The organism is Bifidobacterium primatium (genome assembly GCF_002802875.1).
Lineage (GTDB): Bacteria > Actinomycetota > Actinomycetes > Actinomycetales > Bifidobacteriaceae > Galliscardovia > Galliscardovia primatium.
On sequence record NZ_PEBI01000003.1, the window covers coordinates 22,305 to 43,686 of the forward strand.

Sequence of the window (21,382 nt, forward strand, 5' to 3'; positions counted from 1 at the left end):
GATGACCGTAGCATCGATTCCCTCCCCGACTTTTTCGGAATTCCACATAGGTCCGCTGACCATTCATATGTATGCGATATGCATCCTGATCGGGGTATGTTTCGCCGTATGGATTCTCAGCATTCGATGGAGGAAGGTCGGCGGCATCTTCGACCAGGTGCTCGACACCACACTGGTCGCGGTGCCCAGCGGTCTTGTCGGCGCACGGCTCTATCACTGCATCACCACTCCCGAAGCGTACTTCCCCCCAAGTGGCGAGCTCATCAACATCGTCAAGGTATGGGAAGGCGGCATGGCCATCTTCGGTGGCATCAGCGTCGGAGCGCTTGGAGCCTTCCTGTGGTGCCGGCACAGGCGATATCCGTTCGCCCTGCTCGCCGACGCCTTGGCTCCGGGCCTCATGGTGGCCCAGGCCATCGGGCGTCTCGGCAACTGGTTCAACCAGGAGCTGTACGGCAAGCCCACCACACTGCCATGGGGACTGGCGCTCAACGACGCCGACGCCATCGGCAAGACGCAGGTCTGCTATAACGGGCAGTTATGCCCCGTGGGCACGCTGTTCCATCCCACCTTCCTCTACGAGATGCTGTGGAACCTCGTAGGCGCCGCGCTCCTCGTGGTCATTGGCCGCAGGCTCGCCGGACGGTTGAAGGCGGGCCAGCAGTTCGCGATGTACCTCATGTGGTACGGAATCGGCCGTACATGGATCGAGATGCTGCGCATCAATTTCTCCACGGAGATCCTCGGCCTGCGCATCAACGTCTGGACCGCCCTGATCGTATTCGTGCTCGGCGTGGTCCTGTTCCTCGCACTGGGCCGGCGCGGACACAGTATCGAAGAGTTGTCGAAACGACTCACCGCAGTCACCGCGGACGAGCTCGAACGCATCAACGCGCAGGAGCAGGCCGCCAAGGAAGCGCGACGGCGCAAGGGCGGTCGGACCCCGTCGGAACGTTGACCACCGCAACATGAACACCGCATGAATGATGCGACCCTTCACGTGTCTCGTCGTTCAGTTTCCCTAGAATGGATATCATGACGATTCAAATTGCACCAAGTATTCTTTCCGCCGATTTCTGCAATCTCGAGCGCGACCTGCATGCCATCGCCAATGCCGACCTTGTTCACGTCGATGTGATGGATCATCATTTCGTTCCCAACCTTACGCTGGGAGAGCCCATCGTCAAGCGCATCTGCGAAGTCAGCCCGCTTCCCGTGGATGTGCACCTCATGATCGAGGATCCCGATCGCTGGGCCCCGGAATTCGCCAAGTGCGGAGCACAGTCCGTGACCTTCCACATGGGTGCCACCCATGCCCCGGTGCGTCTTGCCCGCCAGCTGCGCGACATGGGCTGCAAGGCCTGCTTCGCCGTTCGTCCCGCCGAGCCGGTCGAGCCGCTCTTCGACATCCTCGACGAGTTCGACATGGTGCTCATCATGACGGTCGAGCCCGGTTTCGGTGGTCAGAAGTTCCTCGCCAACCAGATGGCCAAGACCCGCAGGCTTCGCGATGAGATCACCCGCCGGGGCCTCGATACCCACATCCAGGTCGACGGCGGCGTCAGTCCCTCCACCGCACATATCGTGGCCGAGGCCGGCGCCGACGTGCTGGTGGCGGGTTCCGCGGTCTACTGTGCGGACGACCCTGCCAAGGCCATCAACGAAATTCGAGACAACGCCCAGGCAGCCTATCGGGACTGAAGACGTTGTCGTGGATTCATCCCCCGATGAATCCATAATCAGCCGGGGCCCTGCCCCGGCTTCATCAAAGGAGAATCCCAAGTATGAAGACCTTCGATTCCTTGTTCGAGGAACTGAGCGCCAAGGCCGAAGCCAAGTCCGCCGGCTCGCTGACCGTCGAGGAGCTGGAAAAGGGCACGCATTTCATCGGCAAGAAACTCGTCGAGGAGGCGGGGGAGAGCTGGATCGCCGCCGAATACGAAGGCGCCGACCGCACCGCCGAGGAACTCAGCCAGCTGCTGTACCACGTTCAGGTGATGATGATCGACCGTGGCATCAGCCTCGAGGACGTCTACAAGCACCTGTGAGCCGATTCCACGGCTCCGCGGCCGCGTGACCGGTTATTTCCACAGGACACGCGGCCGTTTTTTCAAATTCACGATCAAGGGGAAACCATGCTGAGAATTGCCGTGCCCAACAAGGGCATGCTGTCCGAACCCGCTTGGAACATGTTGTCCGAAGCCGGATACCGTCTGCGTACCAATTCGCGTCAGCTCGTCGTCGAGGATCCCGACAACGGCATCGAGCTGTTCTATCTGCGTCCGCTGGACATCGCCGTATATGTCGGCCGTGGAACCATCGACTGCGGCATCACCGGCGAGGATCTGCTGAAGAACTCGGGCACCGAGGCCATCGAGCATATGCCGCTCGGCTTCGGCGCATCCACATTCCGCTTCGCCGCGCCCAACGACTCCGCGTTCTCCAAGCTCGAGGACATCGACGGCAAGCGTGTCGGCACGTCGTTCGACAAGCTGGTCCACGACTATCTCGTGGAGCATGGCATCAATGCCGAGACCATCCATCTGGACGGGGCCGTCGAATCCTCCGTGCAGCTGGGCGTGGCCGATCTCATCGCGGACGTCGTGTCCACGGGGACCACGCTGCGGAACGCGGGACTGCGTATCTTCGCCGACCCGATCATGCACTCCGAGGCCTGCCTGATCCGTTCCCCAAGGCTCGATCCGGAGGATGAGCGCCTCGCCGTGCTGAGCCGTCGTCTCGAAGGTGTGCTCACCGCCCAGCGCTACGTGCTCATGGACTATGACATCCCCGTCTCCAAGGTCGCAGCCGCCGTCGACGCGGCACCCGGCTTCGAAAGCCCGACCATCTCCCCCCTGCACGACAAGCAGTGGAACGCGGTCCGCGTCATGGTGCCGAAGGCACAGGTCAACCAGATCATGGACAAGCTGTACGAGGTGGGCGCCCGCGGCATCATCGTCACCGCGCTGCAGGCCTCCCGCATGTGATTCACACCGTATGAGCAAACACACACACAACGGCGAGGACGAGGCGTTCAGCCCGGAGCCGAAGAACATCATCTGGACGGTGCCGAATGCGATCAGCTTCCTTCGCATCCTCTCCATCCCGGTCATAGCGGTGCTGATTTCAAAGCGGTATCTGGTCTGGTCGTTGATTGTTCTCGCCATCTCCTCGGCGTCCGATGGCGTCGACGGATACATCGCCAGGAAATTCGACCAGGTGAGCAGAATCGGGCAGATACTCGATCCCATCGCCGACAGGCTGCTCATCATCTTCTCGATGCTGGCGCTCGGATGGGCGCAGATTCTTCCATGGTGGCTTCTCATCGCCGTCGGATCGAGGGATGTGGTCATGCTCGGCGAGGTCCTGCTGCTGTCCGACAGGGACTATGGTCCGCTGCCGGTGCATTTCGTCGGCAAGGCGGGTACAGCCCTGCTGCTCATGTCGGTGCCGGTCCTCATCGTCGCCGATCTGAGCGGTTCGACGTTCTTCCAGGTGCTTCACCTCATCGGCGTGGCGGGCGCCATCTGGGGCGCCGTGCTGTACTGGTGCGCCGGACTCATCTACATCATGCAGGGCCATGCGCTGCTCAGCAAGGACAAGAGACGCGCCAATGCCTGACCATGAACCACCGGCGTCTTTCCCCGTGGCGCCCGACAACACCCCGATCCGGCGGCGCTCGGCATTCTCCCGATCGGTTTTCGGGCTCATCAACCGACACGCCGTCAGGGACGAGGTCCACGGAGTCGGCAGGTCGCGTCGCCGCAAGGTCAGCGACGAGGCCCTTCATCTCATCGACGATCTGACGAACCGTCCCATCGACCCGATGTTCGGCGATTCCACCCTGGTCCCGCAACGCCAGTCCCGCACCATGACATTGGTCACCAAGGTGCTGACGTTCGTGTTCTGCGTCATCGTGGGAATCTCCGGATGCGTCATCGTGCAGGAGCTGCACATGAACACCAGGCAGAAGGTGCGCGAGGAACTCGCCAACCAGGTCGTCACCATGAACGACAAGCAGCATGGACTGGAGTCCGATGTGGCGTCATTGCGATCGCAGATCGATGCCATGACCAAGGACCTGCACTCCAATGACGACTCCACTGCGCAAAAGGACTCCATACTCAACGGCACGGCTGCGGTCAGCGGCCCCGGGGTGACCGTCACCCTTACCGATCCCATTGCGGCGGAGAACCAGAAGGGCGACCTGCCCCGCGACGACCATGGCCATGCCATTCGCGTCGTTTCGGACACCGACCTGCAGACGTTCGTCTCTCGGCTGTGGGGCTCCGGAGCCGAAGCCATAGCCATCAACGGCGTGAGGATAGGCGTCCAGTCGTCGATTCGAGTGGCCGGGCAGACCGTCCTCGTCGGAGTCACCTCCGTGGAAAGCCCCTACAGGATCCAGGCGATAGGCGACAGATACGCTCTCAGCCAGTCGGTACGCAAACAGAACAACGCCACGTTGTATGATTCGCTTGCACAGGTGGGCATCTATCCGGAAGTCGCGCAGTCGGCGACGATTACACTGGAGGCATCGAGCGCACCCGACCTGAAGTATGCGAGAAAGGAATGATGAAACATGCCGGCAATCATCGGTCTGATCGTAGGCGTCGTCGTGGGCATCTTCATCAAGCCCGACGTGCCGGTGGCGTTGCAGCCCTATCTGCCGATCATGGTGGTCGCGGCCATCGACGCTCTTCTCGGGTCCGCGCGCGCGTACTTCGAACGCAGCTTCTCCGACCGCGTGTTCGTCATATCGTTCCTCTCCAATGTGGTGACCGCGGCCCTGCTGGTGTTCCTCGGCGACCAGTTGGGTGTCGGTTCCCAGCTGACCACGGCCGTCATCGTGGTGCTCGGCATCCGCATCTTCTCGAACGTATCGGCGATTCGCCGATTCATCTTCAGGGGCTGATGGCATGCGACGCGGACACGGGCACGAGCACCGCCAGCCAAGGGCATTCAACCGGCTATGGCACCAGGAGATGGCCGACGAAATCAACGATGATCTTTCCACTGGAATGTTTCCCCAGGTCAAGAAGAAACCGGCCAAGACCGTACGCCATGAGTCACGTCGCGGCCGAATACTCTCCACGATACTGGTCATAGTATTGTGCGCGCTGCTGGGATTCGGCTACGCCACCCAGCTGCGCAACTCCCAGTCCTCCTATGCCACGTTGAGCGAGGATGAGCTGGTGCGTCTGCTGGATGAGACCAGCACGCAGATCGACTCCCTGGAACAACAGAAAACGCAGCTTTCCGAACAGCTCAAGTCCATCAAATCGGCTGCGGACAAACAGAAGGAAGTCGAACGCATCGCCAAGGAGAACGAGGAGAGCAGTGGCATCCTCTCCGGCAGGCTCGCGGCCCAGGGGAAGGGCGTCGTCATCACCGTTGGGCAGCGGGAGAGCCACATCCCCGCATCGATGATGTTCACGCTGATCGAGGAGCTGCGCAATGCCGGCGCCGAAGCGATGGAGTTCAACGGCGTGCGCGTGGTGACATCCACGGCGTTCGTCGATACCCAGTCGGGTGTGTCCTGCGATGGCAGGAGCCTGACGCCTCCGTATACGATCAAAGTCATCGGCGACCCGTCGGCGTTGCAGAACGCCGTGCAGATCGCCGGCGGCGTCGGCTCGCAGCTCCGCGTGAAGCACGGGGCCGCGGTAAGCGTGGTGCAGTCCGACAGCGTCCAGATCGATGCGGTGCGCCAGCCCTCCGACTACAAATACGCGAAGACGGTGGAATAGCCGCAACGTAATACGGAACGACGGCTCCTTCTCCTTCTCCGTCGTCCGGTCGGAGACGTCGTGCTCGGAACGGGAAACGATTGTCCGGGCACGACGTCTCCACGGAATGATGTCGCGAAGGCGCCGTATCAGCGCAGCAGCGAGCGGCACATGGAACGGAACTCGTCCACATATCCTCCGCCGAAGAACACGCAGTGCCCGGCGATGGGGTAGAGCTGCCAGAGTGTGACACGCCTCTCATACCCCTTTTTCAACGGGTGGACGGACTGGTATCCGTCCATGATCTGCCCAAGATAGGGAGCGCCGAACAGCTTCAGCATCGCAAGATCCTCCTCGCGATGCCCCCCGTGCGCGGCGGGATCGATGAGCACGGCCTCGGCATGGCCCGCATCCTCCGTCCACATGACGTTGCCGCTCCACAGGTCGCCGTGGATTCGTGCGGGCCGGTCCGCGGCCGCCGACCCCAGCAATTCGGGCAATGCGTCGACGACTTCCTGTGCCATCGTCATGTCGCCGTTCGTGAGCTCGCCGCGCTGGACGCCGAGACGAACCATCGGCATGAGCCGTCCCTCGCCGAAATACGTCGCCGGATCGGTCCAGGATCCGGTATCCATGGGCACCGGATCCTGCAATGGTCCGAAATAGCAGGTGCCGTGGTAACCCGCCGGGGCCGAGCCGAAGAACTCCGCTCCGGCATCGTGCATCCGTGCAAGCGCCGCACCGAAATCCTGCGCGGCCTTCGGGGTGGGGGAGGCCGGATCCACGCGCTCGATGTCCAGGAAGTCGTTCCCCCATTCATACACCTTCACCACGCGGGGGCCGCCCTGTTCCTCGGCCTCGCCAAGCCATTGCAGGCCCCTGCCCTCGCATTCGAAGAATCCTTCTGGGGGCCGGCGTCGACTTTTACGGTATGTGGCCATATCTGCTCCTTTCCGCAGTCGTCGTCCATATTAAGGGCGATGGGTCATCGCAGCCATCGTAATGTGACCATTGAACGAAAAAATGGGGAGCCCTTGCTGAATTCTTAGAGGGAAGGGTCTAAGGTGTTGCATCGTAATCGTTACGGAACGACGGACATTCGAATACCGTATATCATCAACGCGTAAAGGGATAAACGAAGGGTTATGAATTTCTTCCAGGCGATCTTCCTTGGTCTGGTGCAGGCTCTGACCGAATACCTGCCCGTGTCTTCAAGCGCACACATCCGTATCATCGGCGATCTGACGATCGGTTCCGACCCCGGCGCCGCGTTCACGGCCATCATCCAGATCGGCACCGAGCTTGCCGTGCTGTTGTACTTCCGACGTGACATCATCCGCATCCTCGGCGCATGGTTCGGCTCGCTGTTCGGCAAGGAGGGCACGGATGTGAGAAGCCGGCTGGGCGAGCACAATCGCGATACCCGGATGGGCTGGTACATCATCATCGGCACCATGCCCATCCTCATCGCCGGCCTGCTGTTCAAGAACGTCATCGAGACGACGCTGCGCAACCTGTGGATCACCGTCACCGTGCTGGCGGTGTTCGGCATTCTGCTGTGGTACTTCGACGCCCGCGCCAAGCAGGTCAAGACCATGGAGCGCATGACGGCGAAGGACGCCATCATCTTCGGCATCGGCCAGATGCTCGCGCTGATTCCCGGTGTCTCCCGCTCCGGCGGCACCATCACCTTCGGTCGTGCCATGGGCTATACCAGGGAAGCCGCCGTGCGCGTCGCCTTCCTTATGGCGATTCCCGCGGTGTTCGGCGCCGGAATCCTGGAGGCCGTGTCCGCCGTCAAGGATGTCAGCGCATGCAAGGCCGGCGGCGCCGCGGCCGCAGAGGCGTGCAAGGCCATCGGCATGTTCCCCGGCTGGGGGCCGACCATCGCCGCCACCGTGGTCTCGTTCCTCGTCGGATACATCGTCATCATCGGATTCCTGAAGTTCGTGTCGACGTTCTCCTACAAGGCGTTCGCCATCTACCGCATCGGACTGGCCGTCGTCGTGGCCGTCCTGCTCATCACCGGCGTCCTGCCCGCGATTGACCCCTCTGTGGCGGCGGCCGCCTAGGGCGTTTCTTCTTGTACGCATATGATGCGCCATCGTCTGCCGGCAATGGCGATATACGAGTGGCTCCCTTCCGGGATATCCCGGAAGGGAGCCACTCGTATATCGCGCCGTCATCTTTCCGCGGCGCTCGGATCAATGTGCCGTCATTCCGCAGCGGGATGGTCGAACGACCTGAGGAACTCCTCGGTCTCCTCCACCAGTCTTCTCGAATGGGGGGTGGACACGTCGTGCTCGGCCGGATCGTCGTCCATCAGGCGTTCAAGATGGTGCACGTAGTCGGAAAGGTCGTCGTTGCAGCGCACGAGCATGTCCGCCTTGGCCCTCCAGCGCTCGGCCTGCGACGCCAGATCGCCCTCCTCGAGCTCCGTCTCCATGACGGTGCCGAGTTCCTCGAGGAGACGCAGCGTGCCGGCCGCGCAGTCATCGCCGCCGAGATACTGGGGGATGGACACCCATAGGGAGCGGGCCTCGAAACCGTCCTCGGCCGCGGCGTAGTTGAGGACGGTGGGAATGCCGATGGGGCCGCAGTACGCATCCTCGCCGGCATCATCGTCATCGCCTTCGGAATGGCTCACCGGCAGCGCGCGGGTATGGGCGCAGTCGGCGAACATGGAGCCTATGGTGATGACGTCGGTGACCTCGCATTCGTCGGCGAACCGCAGCGAACGCTGGCAGAAGTCGGACCAGTGGAAGTTCGGTTCCGGACCCATCTCCACGTAGAGCGCGGTGTCGTCGTTCACGGTGATCTCGTAGAACGTGGTCTCCGGCCATACGATTCGTCTACGTCCCTGCACGGTGCACATCATCGGCCTCGACGACTGGTAGTCGTAATAGGAATCGCAGCAGATGTGACCGATCTCCCTTGATTCGTAGACGTCCAGAAGGTGACGGATGACGTTGGTCGCCGCCTGGCAGGCATCGTTCCATCCTCCGAACGCGGCGATCATGAATCGCCGCTTGCTCATACTCTCGCTCATGTCTCCCACCCTACAGCAGCCCTGTGTTTCCAATGGCTGAGTATGCCCAGCGAGAACTCGTGAGCGACGGTGGGGCAGAAGGGACGACACGCCGTATTTGCGTAATCGCAACCGTATGGCTATATTGATTACTCGTGCTTGCGGCTCCGTCGTTTATGACGGTGTCGAAGACATGCGGACATAGCTTAGTTGGTAAAGCGCGACCTTGCCAAGGTCGAGACCGCGGGTTCGAGTCCCGTTGTCCGCTCGAGTCCCAGATAAGGACCGTATGGTGGGTTAGCCAAGCGGTTAGGCAGCGGCCTGCAAAGCCGTATAGACGAGTTCGACTCTCGTACCCACCTCTTGTCGTCTCTAGGGGCGCTTCGGGCGGTTGGCGCAGAGGTAGCGCACTTCCCTGACACGGAAGGGGTCACAAGTTCGAATCTTGTATCGCCCACCAAGCCGGTTTCACCGGTGCGATATAACAACATAGACTTCGGGTGATTGGCGCAGCGGCTAGCGCACTTCCTTCACACGGAAGGGGTCGCAGGTTCGATTCCTGCATCACCCACCATGCCGGTTCTCACGCCGGCAGTTGCGCGGACATAGCTTAGTTGGTAAAGCGCGACCTTGCCAAGGTCGAGACCGCGGGTTCGAGTCCCGTTGTCCGCTCTCATGAACCGCTCCTCGGAGCGGTTTTTTTGTTATTCGCGTCACGTTTTCCATGAAGGCGCCGTGATCCGTCGGAGCTTCACGCGGCCCCTGACCTCTTGGGAGGCAGTGATTCCAAGGCTTTCGACGCGCCGTCTTCTCCGCTTGACCTTGTCGCCGCCGGCGCTTACTCTTGCATCGTCAAGTTCAGTCCAGGCCTGCACATTAGTAACGCGGACCCCCGATAGCAAAGGACATACCATGGCGCAAGCTACCATCTCCATCACGGTCGACGATGAGGCGAAGGAGGTGGAAGCAACCACCACCGGCGTCGAACTGTTCGCCGACGACAAGAACATCATCGCCGTCCGCCTCAACGGCGAGCCTCGCGATCTGTACACGCCGCTGCACGACGGCGACAAGGTCGAGCCCATCGCCCTGGACAGCGAGGACGGTCTGGCGATCATGCGCCACTCCGCCACGCATGTCATGGCCCAGGCCGTACAGCAGATTCGTCCCGAGGCCAAGCTCGGCATCGGTCCGGTGATCAAGAACGGCTTCTACTATGATTTCGACGTGGACGAGCCGTTCACCCCCGCCGACCTCAAGGACATCGAGAAGCGCATGCAGCGCATCATCAAGTCCGGACAGACCTTCCGTCGTCGTGCGGTCACGGAGGACGAGGCGCTTGCCGAGGAAAAGGACCAGCCGTACAAGATCGAGCTGATCAAGGACAAGGAGGCCCACCTCGATCCCGAGGCGGCCACCGAGATCAGCGAATCCGAGCTGAGCTTCTACGACAACGTCGACCGCGACGGCAACGTGGTGTGGAAGGATCTGTGCCGCGGACCCCACCTGCCCAACACCCGCTTCATCAAGGCGTTCAAGCTGGAGCGCAGCGCCGCCGCATACTGGCGCGGCAGCGAGAAGAATCCGATGCTGCAGCGCATCTACGGCGTGGCGTTCTTCACCAAGGAGGACCTCAAGGACTACCAGGCCAAGCTGGAGGAGGCCGCCAAGCGCGACCACCGCAAGCTCGGCCAGGAGATGGACCTGTTCTCCTTCCCCGACGAGATCGGGCCGGGCCTGGCGGTGTTCCATCCCAAGGGCGCGGCGATTATCAACGCCATGGAGGACTACTCCCGCGAACAGCACCGCAAGCACCACTACAGCTTCGTGCAGACCCCGCACATCACCAAGGGCGGCCTGTACGAGACCTCCGGCCACCTGCAGTGGTACAAGGACGGCATGTACCCGCCGATGCGCCTCGACGAGGAACGCGACGAGAACGGCAACGTCACCAAGCAGGGCTTCGACTACTACCTCAAGCCGATGAACTGCCCGATGCACAACCTGATCTTCAAGTCCCGCCAGCGCAGCTACAAGGAGCTGCCGCTGCGCCTCTTCGAGTTCGGCACCGTCTACCGCTACGAGAAGTCCGGCGAGGTCCACGGCCTCACCCGCGTACGTGGCCTGACCCAGGACGACTCCCACATCTACTGCACCCGCGAGCAGATGAAGGACGAGCTCAAGAGCCTGCTGAACTTCGTGCTCGGCCTGCTCAAGGACTTCGGCCTCAACGACTTCTACCTCGAGCTGTCCACCAAGGACGAGCACAAGTTCGTCGGTTCGGACGAAATCTGGGAGGAAGCCACCAACACGCTGGCCGAGGTCGCTAAGGAATCCGGTCTCGAACTCGTGGCCGATCCGGGCGGCGCCGCCTTCTACGGCCCGAAGATCTCCGTGCAGGCCCGCGACGCCATCGGCCGCACCTGGCAGGTCTCCACGATCCAGCTGGACTTCAACCTGCCCGAGCGCTTCAAGCTCGAGTACATCGCGAAGGACGGCACCCACCAGCGTCCGGTGATGATCCACCGCGCGCTGTTCGGCTCCATCGAGCGTTTCTTCGCCATCCTGCTCGAGCACTACGCCGGTGCGTTCCCGGCATGGCTCGCCCCCGTGCAGGTGACCGGCATCCCGGTGGCCGACGAGTTCGCCCCGCATCTGGAGAAGTTCATCCACGGGCTGGAGGACAACATGGTACGATGCGAGATCGACTCCTCCGACGACCGCTTCGGCAAGAAGATTCGCAATGCCTCCAAGTCCAAGGTGCCGTTCACGCTCATCGTGGGCGAGGATGACATGAACAAGAACGCGGTCAGCTTCCGCTTCCGTGACGGCAGCCAGCTCAACGGCGTTTCGGTGGACGAGGCCAAGGCCAAGATCCTCGAGATCATCGCCAAGAGGGTTCAGGTCAACAGCGTCGACGACTTCACCGCCGCCACCGAGGACTGATGTCCTGTTCCGACGCCCATCGCCCATGATGCGGAGAAGGGGCATTCCGGGGTCACGCCGAGCAATGTCGGCGTGACCTCATAAAATCGCACTGTTTAACGTAAACGAATACTTAGGAGAGTCATGTCAGGACATTCCAAGTGGGCCACCACCAAGCACAAGAAGGCGGCCATCGACGCCAAGCGCGGCAAGCTCTTCGCCAAGCTCGGCAAGAACATCGAAATCGCGGCCCGTCTCGGCGGTGGCGACCCCGACGGCAACCCGGCCCTGTACGATGCCATCACCAAGGCCCGTAAGAACTCCATGCCGGCCGACAACATCAAGCGCGCCATCAACCGTGGCTCCGGCGCCGAAGCCGGTGGCGCCAACTACGAGGACATCGTGTACGAAGGCTACGCCCCCGGCGGCGTCGGCCTCATCATCGAATGCCTGACCGACAACCGCAACCGTGCCGCCGCCGACGTGCGCTCCACCCTGACCAAGGGTGGCGGCTCCCTCGCCGAGAACGGCTCCGTGAGCTTCAACTTCGAGCGCAAGGGCGTCATCGAGGTCCCCGCCGAAGGCGTTGACTACGACAAGGTCTTCGAAGTGGCCGCCGAGGCCGGCGCCGAGGATGTGACCGAGGACGGCGACACCTACACCGTCACCACGAGCCCGAGCGACCTGGTCGCCGTGCGCACCGCGCTGCAGGACGCCGGCATCGACTACGATTCCGCTGAAAACGCCATGGTCGCCATGAATGAGGTCGAGCTCGACCTCGACGGCGCCCGCAAGGTGTCGAAGCTCATCGACAACCTCGATGACCTTGACGACGTGCAGAACATCTACAGCACGTGGAAGGCCACCGATGAGATCATGGCCCAGCTGGAAGCCGAGGACTGACAGCCCTTCATGATCATTCTTGGAGTCGACCCCGGACTGACGAGGTGCGGAGTCGGCGTAGTGGAAGCCGGCGCATACCGCCGGCTTTCCTTTATTCACGTCGATGTCGTACGCTCCGACCCGCATGAATCGCAGGATATCCGTCTGCTGAAGATATACAACGGCCTATGCGCCAAACTCGACGAGTTTTCACCGGACGCCGTCTCCATCGAACGTGTGTTCGCGCAGGCCAACCGCAATACGGTGCTGGGAACGGCGCAGGCTGCGGGCGTCGCCATGCTCGCCGCCGCGCAGCGCACCATCCCCGTGGCGTTACACACACCCACCGAGGCGAAGCTGGCCATCACCGGCAACGGCCAGGCGCAGAAGATACAGGTGGAGCGCATGGTCACCAGAATCCTCAACCTCAATCGGATGCCCACGCCGGCCGATGCCGCCGACGCGTTGGCGCTGGCGATATGCCATGCCCTCAGACCGTCCGGCGCATTGCAGGGCGGCGAGCGCGAGCAGCATCTCACCCCGGCGCAGCGGCAATGGGCCGAAGCCACCAGAAAGGCGCATGGGCGGGGACTGCGGCGCGGTATGTAGCGCACATCCGATATACTATCGAACACATGTTCGATTATTTGTCATATGAAGAACGGGGTGACTGATGATAGCGAGTCTGACCGGCACCATCGCCGCCATCATGAAGGATGCCGCCGTCATCGAGGTCCACGGCGTGGGCTACGAGACCCGCATGCCGGCGTCCGATCTCGCCTCCATGCACATCGGACAGCAGGTCACGGTGCATACGAGGCTCAATGTGTCGCAGGACGCCATATCGTTGTACGGCTTTCTCTCCAAGGCCTCGAAGGATCTGTTCCTGAGTCTGCAGAAGGTCAGCGGAATAGGACCGAAGGTGGCGCTGTCCATCGTGTCGACGCTTGGTCCGAAGCGGCTGCTCAACGCCGTTGCCGACGGGGACGCCACGGCTCTTGCCAAGGCTCCGGGTCTGGGAAAGAAAGGCGCACAGAAGATCATTCTGGAGCTGAAGGGCTCCATCGACCTTGATGATCTGGATGCGGGGGAGACGGCACCCGTGCCCGCGGATTCCGGAACCGACCAGGTGGTGGAGGCCCTGGTGTCGCTCGGCTGGCAGCAGCGTGACGCACTGCAGGCCGTGAGACGGGAGCTGAAGAATGAAGGCCATGAAGGACCTGTCGAGTCCGCCGACGTGCCGCGTCTGCTCAAGGCGACCCTGGCTTCCATGGATAGGGGGAGATGATCGTGAACGATGCCATGAACGCGGCGTTGCCACAGGACAATGCAGGCGCCCGGGAGGAGTCGCTGCGCATGGTCTCGGCCAACACCATCGGCTCCGAATCGGTGAGTGATGAGGAGCTTCGTCCCTCCGGTCTTGACGAATTCATTGGTCAGCCAAGGCTGAAGGCACAGATGAAGCTGTTCCTCAACGCGGCGCGCAAGCGGGGGGTCCCTCCGGATCATATTCTGCTTGCGGGCCCTCCGGGACTCGGCAAGACGACATTGGCCATGATCGTCGCCAACGAACTGGAATCCCCGATTCGAATCACCTCCGGACCTGCGATCCAGCATGCCGGCGATCTTGCCTCCATCCTCAGCTCGCTGGAGGAGGGTGAGGTGCTGTTCATCGACGAGATCCATCGACTGCCTCGTGCGGCGGAGGAGCTGCTGTACATCGCCATGGAGGATTTCCGTGTGGACGTGGTCGTGGGCAAGGGGCCCGGCGCGTCGTCGATTCCTCTGACCCTTCCCAGGTTCACCGTCGTGGGCGCCACGACCCGTGAAGGCATGTTGCCCTCGCCGTTGCGTGCACGCTTCGGCTTCACCGCCCACCTCGACTTCTATCCGCGTGACGAGATGTGCCGTCTGATCCTCCGTTCGGCGACGGTGCTCAATGTGCATATCGACGAGGACGCGGCGGATCAGCTTGCGCGGCGTTCGCGCGGAACCCCGCGTATCGCGAACCGTCTGCTGCGAAGGGTGCGCGACTGGGCCATCGTGCATGACCTGCGGAATGTCGACGTCGACGCCGTCGAGCAGGCGCTCGACCTGTACCAGATCGACGTCGAAGGACTCGACCGGCTTGACATCGCCGTGCTCACGGCGATATGCGGCAGCTTCAACGGCGGCCCGGTGGGACTCAACAACCTGGCGGCCATGGTCGGCGAGGAATCGGAGACGGTGGAGACGGTGTGCGAGCCGTATCTGGTGCGGGAGGGCTTCATGGTGCGCACGCCGAAGGGTCGCGTCGCCACGGCCCGGGCGTGGCGGCACCTGGGGCTTACCCCGCCGGATGATGTCAATGTGCTGTTTTAGCCTGAATGGGTTGGTTCCCGCCTGAGCCGCGGCTTGGATGGAACATCGCAAGTAACCTGCAAAGGAGATCAGAAACGTTATGGGTGGTAACAGCAGCAACTCCATGATGCTCATCGCCATCATCGTCGTCATCGCCGGCATGATGTGGTACCAGTCCCGCCAGTCCAAGAAGCAGAAGGGCAAGGTCGAGGACTTCCGTTCCAATCTGAAGAAGGGCGACCAGGTGGCCACCTATTCGGGTCTGGTCGGCACGATCGAGGAGGTCGACTTGGACATCGACCAGGTGGTCATCAACTCGGAAGGATCCCTGAGCCGTTGGCGCGTTCAGGCCATCACCGAGCCTCCCGTGGTGCCGAACTACGTCTCCGACGAGGAGTTCGCCAAGGAGCAGGCCGACAAGGACTCCGCCTCCGCCTCGGACACGGAAGGCAAGGACGAGTCGCCGGCCGATCAGACCGTGGCCGAGGAAACCGCTACGCCCGAGGAGCCGGCTCAGGACGGCGCTTCCGCCGTCGAATCCGAGGACGAGGCGAACGCCTCAGCTGAGGACGCAGGCAAGTCTGAGGACGCGGACAAGAAGGACGACGAGACCTCGAAGTAAGAGGATATCCGTCTTGTCGCGGCATCATAAAGCAATGTGACATATCGGCGCCCGGCATCACGTATGCCGGGCGCATTAATCGTCAGGGGGATATTTATGGAATCGGACATCACCATGAACAAACTGTCCGCCGTGGGTACGCAGGACGCGCAGTACCTGCTGTCGCTTATCCGCACCATTCCCGGATTCCCGAAGGAGGGAATCAACTTCAGGGACTTCATGCCCGTACTGGCCGACGCGAAGGGCCTGTCCATCCTCATCGATGCCCTGGCGAAGGCGCTGCCGGTCTCCGTCGACGACTTCGACGCCGTGGCAGGCCTGGAATCCAGAGGTTTTCTTATCGGTGCTCCGCTGGCCATGCGTCTCAACAAGGGGTTCATCGCCATCCGAAAGGCGGGAAAGCTTCCCCCGCCCACCAAGAGCATGAGCTATTCTCTGGAATACGGCACCGCCGCCATCGAGGTGGAGGATCAGGCCTTCAAGCCGGGTGAGCGCATACTGGTGGTCGACGATCTCATCGCCACCGGAGGCACTGCGGCTGCGGCCGAGCGCCTTATCCAGATGAATGGTGCCACCGTTGCGGGATTCAGCTTCGTCATGGAGCTCACCGGCATCCCCACCCCAGCCGCGATCAGCGCCTACAAGCGTTCGTCGCTGCTGACCATGCCGGCGTGAACCGTGTGAAGCACACGTCCATACAAGAAAGGAAATAGGGGAGCCACACCGATGGATCTTTACGAGCATCAGGCGCGAGAGCTGCTTGAAGAAGCGGGCATTCCCACGCCTCGAGCGATTTACGCGCAGAATTCCCATGACGTCGCGGAGGCGACCAAGAAGATCGGTTTTCCCTGCGTGATCAAGGCGCAGGTTAAGATCGGCCATCGAGGCCAGGCCGGAGGCGTCAAGCTGGCCCATAACCTCGACGAGGCCATCCTCGCGTCCGAGCAGCTGTTCCCGATGACCATCCACGGTCACAAGGTGAACGGCGTCCTCGTGGCGGAGGCCAAGAACATCATCCACGAGTACTACGTGTCCATTTCCGTGGATCGCACCTCGCGCGATTACGACGTCCTGGCCACCGCCAACGGCGGCACCGAGGTGGAGGAGATCGCCAAGGCGCATCCGGAATCGGTCAAGCGCCTGCACATCGATCCCCTCGAGGACTTCGACCTTGCCGCAGCGAAGCATATGGCCGAGCAGATCGGCTTCTATCACGCCGACGGCGATCAGGCCGCCGAGATCCTGCTGAAGATGTGGCAGACATTCCACAGCACCGATGCGACGCTGGTGGAGATCAACCCGCTGGCCAAGGTGGGCGATCCGGATGACGAGTCGTCGAAGTCGCTCTCCGCACTGGACGCCAAGATCTCGTTGGACGACAATGCCGCATACCGTCACGACGGATGGCAGCGGTTCGTCGACCCGAACGAGGGCGATCCGCTCGAGAACAAGGCGCATGCCCTGGGACTGCATTACGTGCATCTCGACGGACAGGTCGGCGTCATCGGAAACGGCGCCGGACTCGTCATGAGCTCCCTTGACGCCGTGGCCGGTGCCGGCGAGGCGCAGGGAACCGGCATCGAGCCGGCCAACTTCCTCGACATCGGCGGTGGAGCCTCCGCGGCAGTCATGGCGGAAAGCCTGGAGATCGTTCTTTCGGACGACAAGGTCCGTTCGGTGTTCATCAACGTCTACGGCGGAATCACATCCTGCGAGGAAGTGGCCAACGGCATCCTTGAGGCGATTGCCTCGATGAACAACATTCGGCCCATCGTCGTCCGTTTCGACGGCAACAAGGCCGCCGAGGGACTGGAGATTCTCGCGAATGCGGCGAATCCGCACGTCCTCGTGGCCAAGACCATGGAAGAAGCTGCGGCCAAGGCCGCCGAACTGGCGGCGAACGCCGATAACGGAGGCGAACGATGACATTGTTTATCGAAGACGGCGCGCCGGTCATCGTGCAGGGTATGACCGGCCATCAGGGTATGACCCACACGGCCCGTATGCTCGCGGCCGGGACCCGCATCGTCGGAGGCGTCAATCCGCGCAAGGCCGGCACCACGGTGCCGTTCACCCTTGCGGACGGTACCTCGGCCGACATCCCCGTGTACGGCACCTGCTCCGAGGCCAGGGAGGCGACCGGCGCGAAGGCGAGCGTGGTCTTCGTTCCCCCGCGTTTCGCGAAATCCGCCGTTGTCGAGGCCGTCGAGGCCGGCATCGAACTGATCGTGGTCATCACCGAAGGCATCCCCGTCGCTGACACCGCATACTTCGTCGCCCTGGCACGACGCAGCGGTGTGCGCATCATCGGACCGAACTGCCCCGGTCTGGCCACCTTCGGCAGCACGGCTGACGCCGACGGCGTCAACCTCGGCATCATTCCGGACGGCATCGTCCCCCGTGGTCCGCTGGGACTGGTTTCCAAGTCCGGCACGCTCACCTACCAGCTGATGGGCGAGCTGTCCGATATCGGCTTTACCGCAGCCCTCGGCGCCGGCGGAGACCCCATTGTCGGCACGACACTGCTGGAGGCGGTGCAAGCCTTCAACGACGATCCCAACACCAAGGCCGTGGTCATGATCGGCGAGATCGGCGGCAGCGCCGAACAGGAAGTGGCCGAATGGGCCAAAGATCATATGACCAAGCCCCTGGTCGCCTACATCGCCGGTTTCACCGCGCCTGAAGGCAAGCAGATGGGTCATGCGGGAGCCATCGTCTCCGGAGGCAAGGGAACGGCCAAGGAGAAGAAGGCCGCCTTGGAAGCCGTAGGCATTCGCGTGGGCCGCACACCCGGACAGACCGCGCAGATTATGCGCGAGGTCATGGCGGCACGCGGTATCCTATGAGTCCTCGGCTCAGGGAACTCAGCCGGGGAATGGGCTCAGCCGCCCTTTCCCTGGCTGTATACGTCATCGCCCTGGCATGCTTCAACGCCCTCATGCTGCTCATCATCTCGATGGAGGAGGGCGGTCAGGGACTCACCGGCTACACGATGGACTTCACCAAATCGGTGGTGCTGCTTTCCCAGGGTGTCGGACTGCAATTCCAGAGCATCCATCTCACCATCATCCCCCTTGGGCTCACCATGCTGCTCATCGCGCTTGTCCGGTCCGTGACGGCACGTTTCGGCTGCTCCCTGCCCGGATATCTCGGCGGAACGACATGCTGGCTGGCGCTGAACGCATGGCTTGCGGGCACCGTCAACATCACGCTCGTCGATTCGTTGGGCGTCATCATGGCCAAGGGCCTTCTGATATATTCGCTCGCATACTTTCTGGCATGGTTTGCCCATAGCAAGGCGAAATCGGCTTTGGTGCACAGGTTCCATGCGATGGTCGGCGAAGACCTTCGCATGGCATTGCGGTCCGGCATGCTGCTCACCCTCATATCGCTGGCGTCCCTCACGCTCATCGGCGCAGTGACCGTAATATCGTGGTCCGTCATGAACGCCGATGCCGTATCCAGGATGTTCTCGTTGACCGGCATGGCTACGGGATCTGCCGTGATGACCACCATCGCCTGCCTCATATGGCTGCCCAACTGCATGGTATGGGCGATGTCGTGGCTGTGCGGAGCCGGGTTCTCCGTAGGCTCGCTGGCCACTTTCTCCATGTGGAGCGGGCAGGCGCATGACCTTCCCTCCGTGCCGGTGTTCGGCATCTTCCCCGAGCCCGTCGACAACGCCGGAATCCGGATGCTGCTCATGTCGCTTCCCGGACTCATCGCCCTTGTCTGCGCGTTTTGGCAGCTGCTGTCAAAACGCCGTTTCCACGTGCTGCATCAGGAAGAGGACGAGACGTCGCTGGTCTCCATGCGGACCATCCGTCGCTTCGGCCTGCCCGCCTTGTCGTTCTGCATGGTGTGCAGCATCATCTGCATCGTCGTGTCCGTCGTATCCGCTGTTTCCGGCGGCTCGCTCGGTGTCGATCGGCTCTCCCACGTCGGTGCCGACCCAGCGGCCACGACACAGGCCGTGGCCCGGCCGATAGCGGTCGGTCTCCTCGCCGCATGGCTCATGGCGCTCATCATCGTAAGTCTGCGTTTCGCATTCCTCCAGATACGTTCGGGAGCCGCGAAACGAGAACAGACGAGGCAGGAAGAGACGGATGCGACGGCAGGGGAGAAGGATTCCGACACCAGCGCCGCCTCGGAGACGAGGACTTCCCGTACTATTTCATCAGAAGCCATCCAACCGACAACCAAGGAGGACAAGTAATGTCAAGCACCACGCGGCCCATCAAGCGTGCATTGGTGTCCGTATTCCACAAGGAGGGCATCGAGGTTCTTGCGCAGGCGTTCGTCTCGGCGGGAACCGAAGTGGTCTCCACTGGCTCCACCGCCAAGAAGCTTGCCGAACTGGGCGTGAACGTAACGCCGGTGGAGCAGGTCACCGGCTTCCCCGAGTGCCTCGACGGTCGCGTCAAGACGCTTGACCCGCATATCCATGCCGGAATCCTCGCCGATATGACCAATCCCGATCATGCCGAACAGCTGGAGAAGTTCGGCATCAAGCCGTTCGACCTTGTCGTGGTGAACCTCTACCCGTTCGCCGACACGGTGCGTTCCGGCGCCAACGAGGCCGACACCATCGAGAAGATCGACATCGGCGGCCCCTCCATGGTGCGCGGCGCGGCGAAGAACAGCGCCACCGTGGCGATCGTCACCGATCCCGCAGACTACGCACTGGTGGCCGAGCGCGTGGAGAACGGCAACGGCTTCACCCTTGAGGAGCGCCGCTACCTCGCGGCCAAGGCGTTCGCCCACACCGCGGCGTATGACGCCACCATCATCGAATGGGCTCGCAAGCAGTGGCCGAAGCCGGAGAGCTTCGTCCCCGCCTCCGAAACGCAGGACGAGACGCCCATCGACGAGCAGCTGTTCCCGTCCACCTTCACCGAAACGTGGGACCGCACCCATGTGCTGCGTTACGGCGAGAACCCGCATCAGCAGGCCGCGCTCTACCTCGATCCGCTGAACCAGCACGGATTCGCCCATGCCGAGCAGCTGGGCGGCAAGCCGATGAGCTACAACAACTATGTGGATGCCGACGCCGCATGGCGTGCCGTATGGGATTTCGCCCCCAGCATCGCCGTCGCCGTCGTCAAGCACAACAATCCGTGCGGTCTGGCGCTTGGGGCCACCGTCGCCGAAGCGCATAAGAAGGCCCATGCCTGCGATCCGATGAGCGCCTACGGCGGTGTCATCGCCGCGAATTCCACGGTCACCCTTGAAATGGCCGAAGGCGTCCGTCCCATCTTCACCGAGGTCATCGTGGCCCCGGACTACGAGCCCGCCGCCCTGGAGCTTCTGCAGACGAAGAAGAAGAACCTGCGCATCCTCAAGGTGAGCGAGCCGCCGCGAGCCAAGCGCCAGATCCGTCAGATCGACGGCGGTCTGCTGGTGCAGTCCACCGACCTGATCAACGCCGTCGGCGACGATCCGAACGCCTGGAAGCTCGTCTCCGGCGAGCCGGCCGACGATAAGACGATTCAGGATCTGGTGTTCGCATGGCGTGCCATCCGCTGCGTGAAGTCCAACGCCATCCTTGTGGCCCACGACCAGGCGACTGTCGGCATCGGCATGGGACAGGTCAACCGCGTGGACTCCTGCAACCTCGCCGTCGAACGCGCCAACACGCTGGCCGACGGTGCCAACCGCACCAAGGGCTCCGTGGCTGCCTCCGACGCGTTCTTCCCGTTTGCCGACGGCGCCGAGATCCTCATCAACGCCGGCGTCCGCGCCATCGTCCAGCCCGGCGGCTCCATCCGTGACGAGGAAGTGTTCGAGGCGGCGCGTAAGGCCAACGTCACGATGTACGTCACCGGCACCCGCCACTTCTTCCACTGATCGGACGCA

The 21,382-nt window shown here is 62.3% G+C and carries 22 protein-coding genes and 5 tRNA genes; 25 read left to right on the plus strand and 2 right to left on the minus strand.

Annotated elements, in window-relative coordinates:
* Window position 1: 1 nt before the first annotated feature.
* The 8 genes from lgt to CS006_RS06140 all read left to right on the plus strand — a co-directional run bounded on the left by lgt (window position 2) and on the right by CS006_RS06140 (window position 5,750).
* Complete coding sequence (lgt, locus tag CS006_RS06105; RefSeq protein WP_100511265.1) at window positions 2-958, plus strand: prolipoprotein diacylglyceryl transferase; 957 nt, start codon at window positions 2-4, stop codon at window positions 956-958.
* A 77-nt stretch (window positions 959-1,035) separates the two neighbouring features.
* Window positions 1,036-1,701, plus strand: coding sequence for a ribulose-phosphate 3-epimerase (rpe, locus tag CS006_RS06110; RefSeq protein ID WP_100510945.1), 666 nt, complete (start codon window positions 1,036-1,038; stop codon window positions 1,699-1,701).
* 83 nt (window positions 1,702-1,784) lie between these two features.
* Window positions 1,785-2,048, plus strand: a complete 264-nt coding sequence (locus tag CS006_RS06115; RefSeq protein ID WP_100510946.1) for a phosphoribosyl-ATP diphosphatase — start codon at window positions 1,785-1,787, stop codon at window positions 2,046-2,048.
* 87 nt (window positions 2,049-2,135) lie between these two features.
* Window positions 2,136-2,987 (plus strand): ATP phosphoribosyltransferase, encoded by an 852-nt coding sequence (hisG, locus tag CS006_RS06120; RefSeq protein ID WP_100510947.1) that lies wholly within the window; start codon window positions 2,136-2,138, stop codon window positions 2,985-2,987.
* A gap of 10 nt (window positions 2,988-2,997) precedes the next feature.
* Window positions 2,998-3,621, plus strand: a complete 624-nt coding sequence (locus CS006_RS06125) for a CDP-alcohol phosphatidyltransferase family protein (protein WP_100510948.1) — start codon at window positions 2,998-3,000, stop codon at window positions 3,619-3,621.
* On the plus strand, window positions 3,614-4,576 hold the full coding sequence (locus tag CS006_RS06130; protein ID WP_165777273.1) for a DUF881 domain-containing protein: 963 nt from the start codon (window positions 3,614-3,616) through the stop codon (window positions 4,574-4,576). Before CS006_RS06125 ends, CS006_RS06130 begins: the two co-directional genes overlap by 8 nt.
* Window positions 4,577-4,582: 6 nt before the next feature.
* Window positions 4,583-4,915 carry a small basic family protein gene (locus tag CS006_RS06135; RefSeq protein ID WP_100510950.1) on the plus strand — a complete coding sequence of 111 codons (333 nt, stop codon included), beginning with the start codon at window positions 4,583-4,585 and terminating at the stop codon, window positions 4,913-4,915.
* Between the two features lie 4 nt (window positions 4,916-4,919).
* Window positions 4,920-5,750: a DUF881 domain-containing protein gene (locus CS006_RS06140; protein WP_100510951.1), complete on the plus strand. Its 831-nt coding sequence runs from the start codon at window positions 4,920-4,922 to the stop codon at window positions 5,748-5,750.
* 128 nt (window positions 5,751-5,878) lie between these two features.
* On the opposite strand, the gene CS006_RS06145 is transcribed toward CS006_RS06140, so the two are convergent.
* Entirely contained in the window at window positions 5,879-6,670 is a 792-nt protein-coding gene (locus CS006_RS06145) for a fructosamine kinase family protein (protein ID WP_100510952.1), read from the minus strand.
* Between the two features lie 204 nt (window positions 6,671-6,874).
* Here CS006_RS06145 and CS006_RS06150 point away from each other — a divergent pair, with 204 nt between their 5' ends.
* A complete protein-coding gene (locus CS006_RS06150; protein ID WP_100510953.1) occupies window positions 6,875-7,801 on the plus strand; it encodes an undecaprenyl-diphosphate phosphatase in 927 nt (308 codons plus the stop codon).
* A 143-nt stretch (window positions 7,802-7,944) separates the two neighbouring features.
* On the opposite strand, the gene CS006_RS06155 is transcribed toward CS006_RS06150, so the two are convergent.
* Complete coding sequence (locus CS006_RS06155; protein WP_243386829.1) at window positions 7,945-8,778, minus strand: PAC2 family protein; 834 nt, start codon at window positions 8,776-8,778, stop codon at window positions 7,945-7,947.
* A 174-nt stretch (window positions 8,779-8,952) separates the two neighbouring features.
* On the opposite strand from CS006_RS06155, the gene CS006_RS06160 reads away from it, so the two are divergent.
* The 16 genes from CS006_RS06160 (at window position 8,953) to purH (ending at window position 21,373) form a co-directional block, all read left to right on the plus strand.
* Window positions 8,953-9,025: transfer RNA gene (locus CS006_RS06160), tRNA-Gly, on the plus strand.
* Between the two features lie 23 nt (window positions 9,026-9,048).
* Window positions 9,049-9,119: transfer RNA gene (locus CS006_RS06165), tRNA-Cys, on the plus strand.
* A gap of 23 nt (window positions 9,120-9,142) precedes the next feature.
* A tRNA-Val gene (locus tag CS006_RS06170) sits at window positions 9,143-9,217 on the plus strand.
* A gap of 38 nt (window positions 9,218-9,255) precedes the next feature.
* Window positions 9,256-9,331, plus strand: a tRNA-Val gene (locus CS006_RS06175).
* A 25-nt stretch (window positions 9,332-9,356) separates the two neighbouring features.
* Window positions 9,357-9,429, plus strand: a tRNA-Gly gene (locus CS006_RS06180).
* A gap of 240 nt (window positions 9,430-9,669) precedes the next feature.
* Window positions 9,670-11,703 (plus strand): threonine--tRNA ligase, encoded by a 2,034-nt coding sequence (gene thrS / locus CS006_RS06185; protein WP_100510954.1) that lies wholly within the window; start codon window positions 9,670-9,672, stop codon window positions 11,701-11,703.
* A 123-nt stretch (window positions 11,704-11,826) separates the two neighbouring features.
* Window positions 11,827-12,585 carry a YebC/PmpR family DNA-binding transcriptional regulator gene (locus CS006_RS06190; protein WP_100510955.1) on the plus strand — a complete coding sequence of 253 codons (759 nt, stop codon included), beginning with the start codon at window positions 11,827-11,829 and terminating at the stop codon, window positions 12,583-12,585.
* Between the two features lie 9 nt (window positions 12,586-12,594).
* Window positions 12,595-13,173 carry a crossover junction endodeoxyribonuclease RuvC gene (gene ruvC, locus CS006_RS06195; RefSeq protein ID WP_100510956.1) on the plus strand — a complete coding sequence of 193 codons (579 nt, stop codon included), beginning with the start codon at window positions 12,595-12,597 and terminating at the stop codon, window positions 13,171-13,173.
* Window positions 13,174-13,237: 64 nt separating this feature from the next.
* Window positions 13,238-13,852 (plus strand): Holliday junction branch migration protein RuvA, encoded by a 615-nt coding sequence (gene ruvA / locus CS006_RS06200; RefSeq protein WP_100510957.1) that lies wholly within the window; start codon window positions 13,238-13,240, stop codon window positions 13,850-13,852.
* On the plus strand, window positions 13,849-14,925 hold the full coding sequence (gene ruvB, locus CS006_RS06205; RefSeq protein ID WP_163200343.1) for a Holliday junction branch migration DNA helicase RuvB: 1,077 nt from the start codon (window positions 13,849-13,851) through the stop codon (window positions 14,923-14,925). Before ruvA ends, ruvB begins: the two co-directional genes overlap by 4 nt.
* Before the next feature lie 79 nt (window positions 14,926-15,004).
* Window positions 15,005-15,526 (plus strand): preprotein translocase subunit YajC, encoded by a 522-nt coding sequence (locus tag CS006_RS06210; protein WP_100510958.1) that lies wholly within the window; start codon window positions 15,005-15,007, stop codon window positions 15,524-15,526.
* Between the two features lie 96 nt (window positions 15,527-15,622).
* Window positions 15,623-16,201, plus strand: a complete 579-nt coding sequence (locus tag CS006_RS06215; RefSeq protein WP_100510959.1) for an adenine phosphoribosyltransferase — start codon at window positions 15,623-15,625, stop codon at window positions 16,199-16,201.
* Window positions 16,202-16,252: 51 nt separating this feature from the next.
* Complete coding sequence (sucC, locus tag CS006_RS06220; protein WP_100510960.1) at window positions 16,253-17,452, plus strand: ADP-forming succinate--CoA ligase subunit beta; 1,200 nt, start codon at window positions 16,253-16,255, stop codon at window positions 17,450-17,452.
* Window positions 17,449-18,372, plus strand: coding sequence for a succinate--CoA ligase subunit alpha (gene sucD, locus CS006_RS06225; RefSeq protein ID WP_100510961.1), 924 nt, complete (start codon window positions 17,449-17,451; stop codon window positions 18,370-18,372). Before sucC ends, sucD begins: the two co-directional genes overlap by 4 nt.
* Before the next feature lie 29 nt (window positions 18,373-18,401).
* Window positions 18,402-19,742, plus strand: coding sequence for a cell division protein PerM (locus CS006_RS06230; protein ID WP_100510962.1), 1,341 nt, complete (start codon window positions 18,402-18,404; stop codon window positions 19,740-19,742).
* The gene (purH, locus tag CS006_RS06235; protein ID WP_100510963.1) at window positions 19,742-21,373 is read left to right on the plus strand and encodes a bifunctional phosphoribosylaminoimidazolecarboxamide formyltransferase/IMP cyclohydrolase; all 1,632 of its coding nucleotides are present in this window, start codon (window positions 19,742-19,744) and stop codon (window positions 21,371-21,373) included. The genes CS006_RS06230 and purH overlap by 1 nt, the downstream gene beginning before the upstream one ends.
* The last annotated feature ends 9 nt before the right edge of the window (window positions 21,374-21,382 follow it).